This is a genomic window from Pseudonocardia sp. GCM10023141 (assembly GCF_042653605.1).
The window spans coordinates 1-7705 of record NZ_JBHSIR010000012.1 but is presented as its reverse complement, the minus strand read 5'-3'; the positions used below and the strand labels follow the sequence as shown (position 1 = coordinate 7705).

The following is a 7705-nucleotide window of genomic DNA, read 5'->3' as shown; positions in this document are numbered from 1 at the left end:
CCGAGGCCGCCCGCCGGTTAGCAGAAGACCTCACGGACTGATCACCCAGGTTCGACAACACCCTCTGAGGCTTAACCAGGCCGACCCGAAGTACGGATACGTCTTCGGCAACGGGTCGGACGAGGTCAGCTGGCACAACGCAGAGCTCTCGGGCCGGCAGATGTGCGCCGTGATCATCGCGGGGATCGACCAGGACGACGCTTACGGCGCCGCGTACCCGGCGGTGAAGGCGGCCGGGACCATCACCGCTCTAGACAAGCAGACCGGCGCGGTCGCCGATCAGGTGCTCTGCCCGAAGCCCTGAGTCACGGCGGGGCAGCTGCTCGTGCCTACGGGCGGTCCGCGAAGGGGTCGTCGGGCGGGCGGACGGGGATGGGCAGGCCGAGATCGCTCAGCCGCTGTAGTGCCTCGTGCGCACCGTTCTCGAGCGACTGCGCGGATGCCACGTGCTTGATGGCGTCGACGACGGTGGCGTGGAGGTTCTCGTAGTCCGGCCCGTCAGCGGGTCCGACTCGGCGTTGGATCTCGTCGTCGGTCACCTCGCGACGGTAGAGCTGCCGGGACGAGCCCGGTCGGCGCGGGGTCCCGAGCTGTGCGTCGGCTAATCCGGACACACCCCGATTCGCCGGTCGGTACGGTGCCCGCCATGCCGGACAAGGAGGCCGCTGCTGCGGTCGAGGACGAGACCGCCGGGGCGGCCGAGGGAGATGCCCGAGACGCCGGCGGCAGAGGCTCAGGTGTCCGCTGAGGCCGCGACGGAGGGCGACGCGCCGCGACACGAGGTTGCAGGTGGCGGCCAGCGGCCAGGTGGCCGTCGATCTCGGTACTGCGCTCCGACCGCGCGGGTGGCGACACCAAGACCAAGAAGTCTCGACGACGGTTCGCGATGCCCCGCCGGTGCGTCAACGCGCTCACCATTCACCGGGCCCGACTCGGGAGAGCGCCACAGCTGGACGCACTGGTGTTCCCCACCAGCTCAGGCAGAGAGATGGATGCCCACAACGTGCGCCGCGCCTTCCGGGCCGTCGCTCGAACCGCTGGACTCGACGCCAGCGCTTGGACGCCCCGGGAACTCCGCCACAGCTTCGTCTCGCTGCTCTCGGACTCCGGCATGCCGATCGAACAGATCGCCCGCCTGCTCGGCCACAGCGGCACGACGGTCACGGAACGGGTCTACCGTCACCAGCTCCGCCCCGTGCTGGAAGAAGGCGCCGAGAGCATGGACGCACTGTTCCCGACGGCTGACGCGGGATAGACACTCAGATAGTCACTCGGTGGAGAGAAATCCACCCGTCAAGATCGCTCTATGAGCCTCTGACCTGGGTGGAGCTGAGGGGATTCGAACCCCTGACCCCTTGACTGCCAGTACAGCCCGAAGAGGCATCTGACCTGCGGAAACAGCGAAACCGCAGGCCGCGGTGGTGCAGTTCAGCACTGTTCGACACCGATCACGGCAGCACAACGCATACCCGTGCTCCAGATTTGCTCCAGCTCAAATAGTCAATGCAGCAGCGCCGTCGTGGCAGCCGACGGGGGCGACCGGCGACCCGCTGCTCGGTGCCACCAGTGACGCTCACATCCGCGGGTGCTGGGGCGGTGCGACGTGGCCAATTCCCTCGCATGTCGACCGGTTCCTGCCAGGGTGCAGGCCGGGAACCACCCTGCGCGTCGGGCTCCGGCGTGCGCGCGGTGCCTCGACCGTAACGGCTCGTCTGGGGCCTCGCGCGATTACGAGTCACCGAGATGTAATGGTACGCGACGCTCTGGATCCGCCGACTTCCTCGGCAGCTTGAGGCTGCCAGCAAAACCAGGACGTGGCCAGTCACACTCGTCCGCCGTCGTAGAGTCTGGAACGCAGACGATCAGAACGAACGATAAGATCGAGCAAGTAAACGGAGCTGAGCGGTCGATCGCCGGCCTCGTGGTGACTCCGCCCTAACCCGACGATAGGCATCAGATTCTGTGAAGCATGACCCGTCTCGCGGACTCGGAACAGCCTGTGCAGGATCGTCTCGAAATGATGGCGGCGCGCCCGCCATTGAACGGGCTACATTCTTGGAACTGGGACGGCCCGACCAGGTCGAGTGCAATGGCGACCGCTCCACGGGTCTGGGGCGGCGCCATTCGCCGGGAACGGATCGACTTTAAGCATGGCATCGATCTCGACGATCTGCCGCTGTGCACGCTCAAGGAGCACCTCCGCGTGGTCACGTGCCTCCCGCGAAATCGGAAAGACGTTCGCCGACGCGGGTACGACTACGTCGGGTTGACCGAGGCGGTCAGACGCCAACTGCAGGCCTACGTTGACGGCGCTCATTGCCCGAGCTCCATCCTCATCGGCGATGACGATCATGCTACGAGCGTTCCCTATCGCGAGCTCAGCTTCCACAACGGCGTCCACCGCCGTTTGGGCCAGTTGCTCTGCGAGCGCGCTGCTCTCAGCGGTCAGCGCTCCAAACTCGCGAACCTGGTCGCCGAGCCGGTTGCCCCGGCTCCAACGCCAGGTGAGGAAAAGGGGCGCGGCAACGGTGCACGCTGTGACGAGACCCGCGGCCAGCCCAGCCGTGAGCGGCGTGGCCGTTCCCAAGCGGGTCGCGAGGTTCAGTACTCTGGTGAAGATCAACGATCCATAGACTAGGACGACAACGGTTAACGCTGCAGACCATATGGTTCTGTTGAGCGCGGTGGCACGGAGGCGTCGCAGATCGGCCTGCCCTGCGGCGGTGCGGCCGCGGTCGGCGTCCTTCCGCTGTACTTTCACCGCGCTGGGACCGACGTTGTCCCAAACAGCGTGTAGCTGTTCGCGGTGGTTGCGGAACGCGTGGCCGGTCATCAGCGGCAAGGTGTCGTTCATGAGAATGAGCAGACCGAGTAGCCCCAGCACATAAGCGATGCTCAACGGCTCCGAGAGTGATGCGTTGGTGACAGGCACGAGCAACAGGAAGAAGTCGATGGTGCTGAGCGTCACCGCGCATAACACGCGCATCAGTAGTACGGGCGGGCTCTCACGGTGCTCGAAATTGCCGCGCTCCTCGTTGCGTGCGGCTGCGCGTTGCCGATCGTGCAGGCCGCCCGCAACCTGACCACGTGTCAGACCTGCACCGTCGAGCATGTTGACTGTTTCTCGCGGTAGGGCCTCCCGGGTGGCGGCGTCACGGTAGGCGTCTGCGGCGTGCGTTACGGCGGACGTCGCGAATTCGAGTGCGGCGATGTCGAGGGCGTGGACGTGGTCGACGGGTCCGTCAGCACGGTGAAGTGCACTCTGGATGGCGGCTGCCGCGCCAGGGCCGCGGAGTGTCGCGGCCGCCACCGCTGCGTCGTCGGGATGGCCAGCGGCAACCGCGGAGTCGATGATGGTGTTGGCGACATAGACACTGACCGGATCGAATGGCTCAGCAGCCCGGATCTGGAGTCGTTCACTGTTAGGCAACATCGCTCGCTCCTTCGGATCGTCAGTCGCGTGGATAGGTCGTGACGGTGACAGATCTGTTCGTGGCGGCTTGGGGGTCTGGGGGCAGGGGTGCATCGAATCCAAGACCGTGGACGTCGGCGCCCTCGACGGGTACGCCGGCGCGCCGCAGCAGATCAGCGACGGCCATGGCGCGGTGCATGCTCAACTCGCGAGCGGTTTCGGCGGCGCCGAACCTCGCGCAGCGGCCCGTTACCTCGACGCGGCCATAGTGGCCCGAGCGTACTGCGTCGATCAGCGAGGACAGCGCGTTGACAACAGCTGCTTCGCCGTCGACGAAGGTCGCAGTATCCGGCTCGAAGAGTGCGGCGTTGTCGAGGGGAACCGCCATGGGCGCTCCAGACGAAACAGGAGCAGAGGCCGGGCGAGGGTTGGTCTCCGGCAAATTGTCAATAACCGGTGCCGGCGGCGCATTGGGTCGGCTGGGCCGGGTTGTCAGGTCTTCCTGCACCGAATCAACGATCGCACCGAGATCTCGCAGCAGATCCACCACGAACGTGGATCTCCATGCATTCGTCCGGGGGTTGAACCAAGGTTGGTTACCCACGGGTGCGCTGAGAACCAGGTGCACAGTGGTCCGTTGCAGCAAGCCTGAGGGCAACGCCGCCGCCACCGAATCAGCTGCCTGCGTCGGGTCGGATGACATCAGTACTCGCGCGTCGGCAGGAGCGACGGTCCCGAGCCCCAGCGTGGACAGCCATACCTCAGCGCTATCGTCGCCACGCGTCGCGGAGATCGCAGTAAGTAGCCCCACAAGGTCTCGGCCGTCGCCCAGCGCCGGCGTGGACTTGGCCACGGCGAAAGCTGAATCGAGAAGCCGGGAAACGCCGGCACGGCGGGAGTCTGGGTCGTTGTCCAGGTGGCCTGGTTCGCGCTCGACACGCAGTGGAATAGGCGTCCCGACCTGACGAGCGCCATCGCCGGCCGCTTGCAGGATCACCAGCCGGCTGCTTCCACCTACGGCGAGAGCATCAGCGCGGTCCAGCAGACCGGACGGGACGACAGGCGCAGCCTCACCCTGAGTCACCTGATCAGCAACGATCAGCGTAGAGCCACGGCCACTGTCACCCTGGGACCCGACCCGTGCGACGAGGGCGACAACAAGCCCGGCCATGACGACGACAGCAACAGCAACAGCAATAGGAGGAAGCCGGGCCGGCGTGTGACGACCCCTGCGGCCCCGGGTTACGCGGACTTGCGACCGCACTGTCACGTCTCCTCCTCCTTCGCGGGCATTCCGTGTGACGTGGCTCGACCTCGCGGAACGGCTCGTGCAGGAGCCTGAACACGGGTGAACCCAGGGCGACGCCGTCTGCTGCGGCTCGTTGTCGCGGGTCCGAATCGTTGGTCTTCAGCCACCGACAAGTAATAGTCATGTCGCGGCAGTCGCCCGCGATCAGAGGCAAGTCGCAGCAAGCGGAGACTCTGCACAACGCGGCCCTGGGAGCGGCCGGGAAGCAACGTGGCTGGCCGCCGTCGCGCGGAGACGAGCTCGTCAGTCCACGGCTGGGGATCCCCTGCACCGCACGGCGCCGGCAGGCTGCGACCATTGGCTGCAGCGAGCAATGTGCGGGTCGTCGTGGCCCAGCGCATCCCGGTTCGCGACATCGATCTCACACCCCTTGGAGGTCGCAGATGGCGCATGCAGCGTTTGCCGCAGCTCGCGGATCTGGGGCGAGCCTCACGAGCACGGCCCGGGGTCTTCCGAGGCTGTCGTACCCGCGCGGTCGGTGGCGTTTGGCAGGACGTTCGGCTCGCGCTTCCATACGAACCGAGGTCCGTTCAACGCATCGGCCAAGCGCACGATGTGCGCGCCCCCACCGATGCACCGCTGCGACGGCACGGCGTTCGCACCTCAATCGGCGTCGTCGGTCACGCGTGGCAACTCGGTAGGCACTTCGTTCCGCCCGATCGAGAGGATGAGTCGAGCAGGCCTCGACGTAGGCAACGACGAGGGGGCCGCAGCCAAGCACCAACGCCCCGCTCCAACGCATACCTGGGCTGTAAAGAGCTCCTGCTCCAGCTGAGGCCAAACTCGCCACTACCATCAGGGGGGCCACCGCCTTCAAGGATGCGACCGCGTCAGCGAACTCCGCCGGTTCTGGCGTCTTGAGCGCTGACAGGAGGTGGCCCACTAGGAACGCTGCTGCAATTCCGATCGTCGTCAGGCTGCCCAGGACAACGAGCACGGGGGGCCTCGACGTCGCGTCCAGAGCCAGCAGGCCTACGGCGTGGGTCATCACGAGCACGAGCGCTGCGGCTGACCCCGCGCGCCGTGGAAGCAACGCTCGGCGCTTACCCAACGTGACTGGTGGTGGCATCGGCGGGGAGGCGCCTAGATCGCAGTATCGGCGAACCGTCCGGAAGTATCGTGAGATCAACCGCTCGGACAGCCACCGAAGGACGAACCGCTCGAGGCCCGAGGTCCCACTCTGCTCCGACGCCGGTTCAGCATCAGTGGCGGTCGTGCGGTCGCGACGAGTCCTGGCCCTAGCCATCACGGCCTCGCCTGTCGGGCTGGTGCGGCTCGATGTGAACGCGACGCTCGGTCACTTCGTGCTCCTCGCCGCGGCACAGAGGTTGAGCCGCTGCCCTGCGGCTGCGACCCCGATGCGCAGCCGATCCACCACGAAGAGTAGAAGTGTTGGCATGCAAACGGGAAGTCATGAACGGGAATCAGATTCGGGAATCCCATCTGGGAGCCCTCGACTCGCCGCATCTACGCAGGTCAGCTGGCTAGCAGTGGTGACTGGTCGTGCGCGAACCTGGCTAGCCCACCCAGCTGGGCTGGGATCAACGCCAACGACGACGCGGCTCCGTGCGGGCGCGAGAGCCCAGCGCTACGTTCCGACGGCGCGCACCCGAACCTCCACCCGGGTGGCAAGCCTGTACGGGAATCAACTATGGGAGTTTCATATGGGGGTTGCCCATCGTGAGCACACTGCACACGACCAAGCATCCGCAGGCCCGAAGAGGCAGGGAGCATGAGCACCCGACACCACCCTGGAGGCACAGAGGTGACCACGCTGGCCGACGGGCCCGTCATCCCGCGACGCCTCATCGCACGGGAACTACGCCACCTCCGAGAGTCGCATGAACTCAACTTGGAGCAGCTGGCTGCAGAGACCGAAGTAAGCACATCGACGCTCTCGAGGCTGGAGAACGCCCAGGGAACAGCCAACCCGCTAACGATCAACGCGCTCGTTCGCTACTACAAGGTGCAGGACACGAAACTCGGCAAGGATCTGACCTCGTGGGCTCGCGCAGGGCGCAGGCCGGGATGGTGGCGCCGATATCCCGGCGCCGAGCGCGAAAGCAACCCCACCTATGTCGCATACGAGGCGCAGGCAAAGGTTGCAAAGATCTACACTATAACGAACGTCCCCATCATTTTCCAGACCGAAGAGTACGCCAAGATCGTAGCTAGAAAGCTCAACCCCGACAAGTCCGACGACGAGCTCGCCGCGATGGTGAAGTTTCGACTACAACGACAAAGCATGATCCAAGGCCGGGAAGGACAACCGCCGCTTGAAGTTCATGCCGTGCTGCACGAACTAACCTTCAAGCAGCAAGTCGGATCGCCGCGAGTGATGCGAGACCAAGCTCACGTGCTCTTGCGCGCGATCGAAGCCGACGCCGCGCGACCCGCCGATGAACCAGGACACGTCAGCATACGCATACTCCCCGAATCGGCGGAGATCTGCAGCGGCATGGAATGCCCGTGGGTACTCTTCGAGTACGACAACAATCTGCCCGGCGTATGCTTCCTTGAGTCCCACCTTGGACTTGCTCAGCACGACGATGACCATGCTATTGCGCGAGCAAGCCGAGACTTCGATCAGCTCGTAGCATCCAGCCTCAGCGAATCAGAGTCGGCGGCCTTCATCCGACAGCTACTCGACGATCAAAGTGGACTCACCTAGCTACTTCGACCTGAAATAGGCCGCGTTGCGGATGTGGGGTCGATCCTGGCGACGGCGCAGTGGTGTTGATCTCTGTTTCGTGGTCGATCAGCCCGCGAGGGCGGCGATCTTGACCAGGTTGTGGGCCAGGACCCGTGCCCGGTCCAGATCCGGGCCCCTGCGAGGTGATCGAGGCATGTGCGGTCCCAGCCGTACTGCCGCTTGAGGGTGCTGATCCGGGCTTCGCAGCCGGTTCGCCATTTGACTGAGAATGACAACCCCATCTGGCCCCACTGTGATGGTCTGATCTGGCCCCACCCTGGCTCGTGCGGGG

6 protein-coding genes and 1 pseudogene are annotated in these 7705 nt (G+C 65.4%); 3 read left to right on the top strand and 4 right to left on the bottom strand.

Translation table 11 applies throughout. The annotated features are described in order from the left end of the window. Positions 1–304 (top strand): hypothetical protein (locus tag ACFPFQ_RS07370; protein ID WP_379616123.1); only part of this gene is annotated, 304 nt, incomplete at its 5' end. A 25-nt stretch (positions 305–329) separates the two neighbouring features. Here the strand turns inward: ACFPFQ_RS07370 and ACFPFQ_RS07365 are convergent. Then, the gene (locus ACFPFQ_RS07365) at positions 330–539 is read right to left on the bottom strand and encodes a hypothetical protein (RefSeq protein WP_379616121.1); all 210 of its coding nucleotides are present in this window, start codon (positions 537–539) and stop codon (positions 330–332) included. Between the two features lie 347 nt (positions 540–886). On the opposite strand from ACFPFQ_RS07365, the gene ACFPFQ_RS07360 reads away from it, so the two are divergent. Next, positions 887–1255 carry a tyrosine-type recombinase/integrase gene (locus ACFPFQ_RS07360; protein WP_379616119.1) on the top strand — a complete coding sequence of 123 codons (369 nt, stop codon included), beginning with the start codon at positions 887–889 and terminating at the stop codon, positions 1253–1255. Positions 1256–2047: 792 nt separating this feature from the next. Here the strand turns inward: ACFPFQ_RS07360 and ACFPFQ_RS07355 are convergent. After that, a complete protein-coding gene (locus tag ACFPFQ_RS07355) occupies positions 2048–3433 on the bottom strand; it encodes a hypothetical protein (RefSeq protein WP_379616117.1) in 1386 nt (461 codons plus the stop codon). Positions 3434–3452: 19 nt separating this feature from the next. After that, a complete protein-coding gene (locus ACFPFQ_RS07350; RefSeq protein ID WP_379616115.1) occupies positions 3453–4409 on the bottom strand; it encodes an OmpA family protein in 957 nt (318 codons plus the stop codon). Positions 4410–6486: 2077 nt separating this feature from the next. On the opposite strand from ACFPFQ_RS07350, the gene ACFPFQ_RS07345 reads away from it, so the two are divergent. Then, entirely contained in the window at positions 6487–7392 is a 906-nt protein-coding gene (locus tag ACFPFQ_RS07345) for a helix-turn-helix domain-containing protein (RefSeq protein WP_379616113.1), read from the top strand. A gap of 87 nt (positions 7393–7479) precedes the next feature. Here the strand turns inward: ACFPFQ_RS07345 and ACFPFQ_RS07340 are convergent. Further along, positions 7480–7640: pseudogene (locus ACFPFQ_RS07340) on the bottom strand (ISNCY family transposase); the annotation flags it as partial. Between the last annotated feature and the right edge of the window lie 65 nt (positions 7641–7705).

Bases quoted from the DNA above. Each gene is read 5' to 3' on its own strand.
- ACFPFQ_RS07360 (WP_379616119.1), top strand. From the start codon at position 887: ATGCCCCGCCGGTGCGTCAACGCGCTCACCATTCACCGGGCCCGACTC.
- ACFPFQ_RS07355 (WP_379616117.1), bottom strand. From the start codon at position 3,433: ATGTTGCCTAACAGTGAACGACTCCAGATCCGGGCTGCTGAGCCATTC.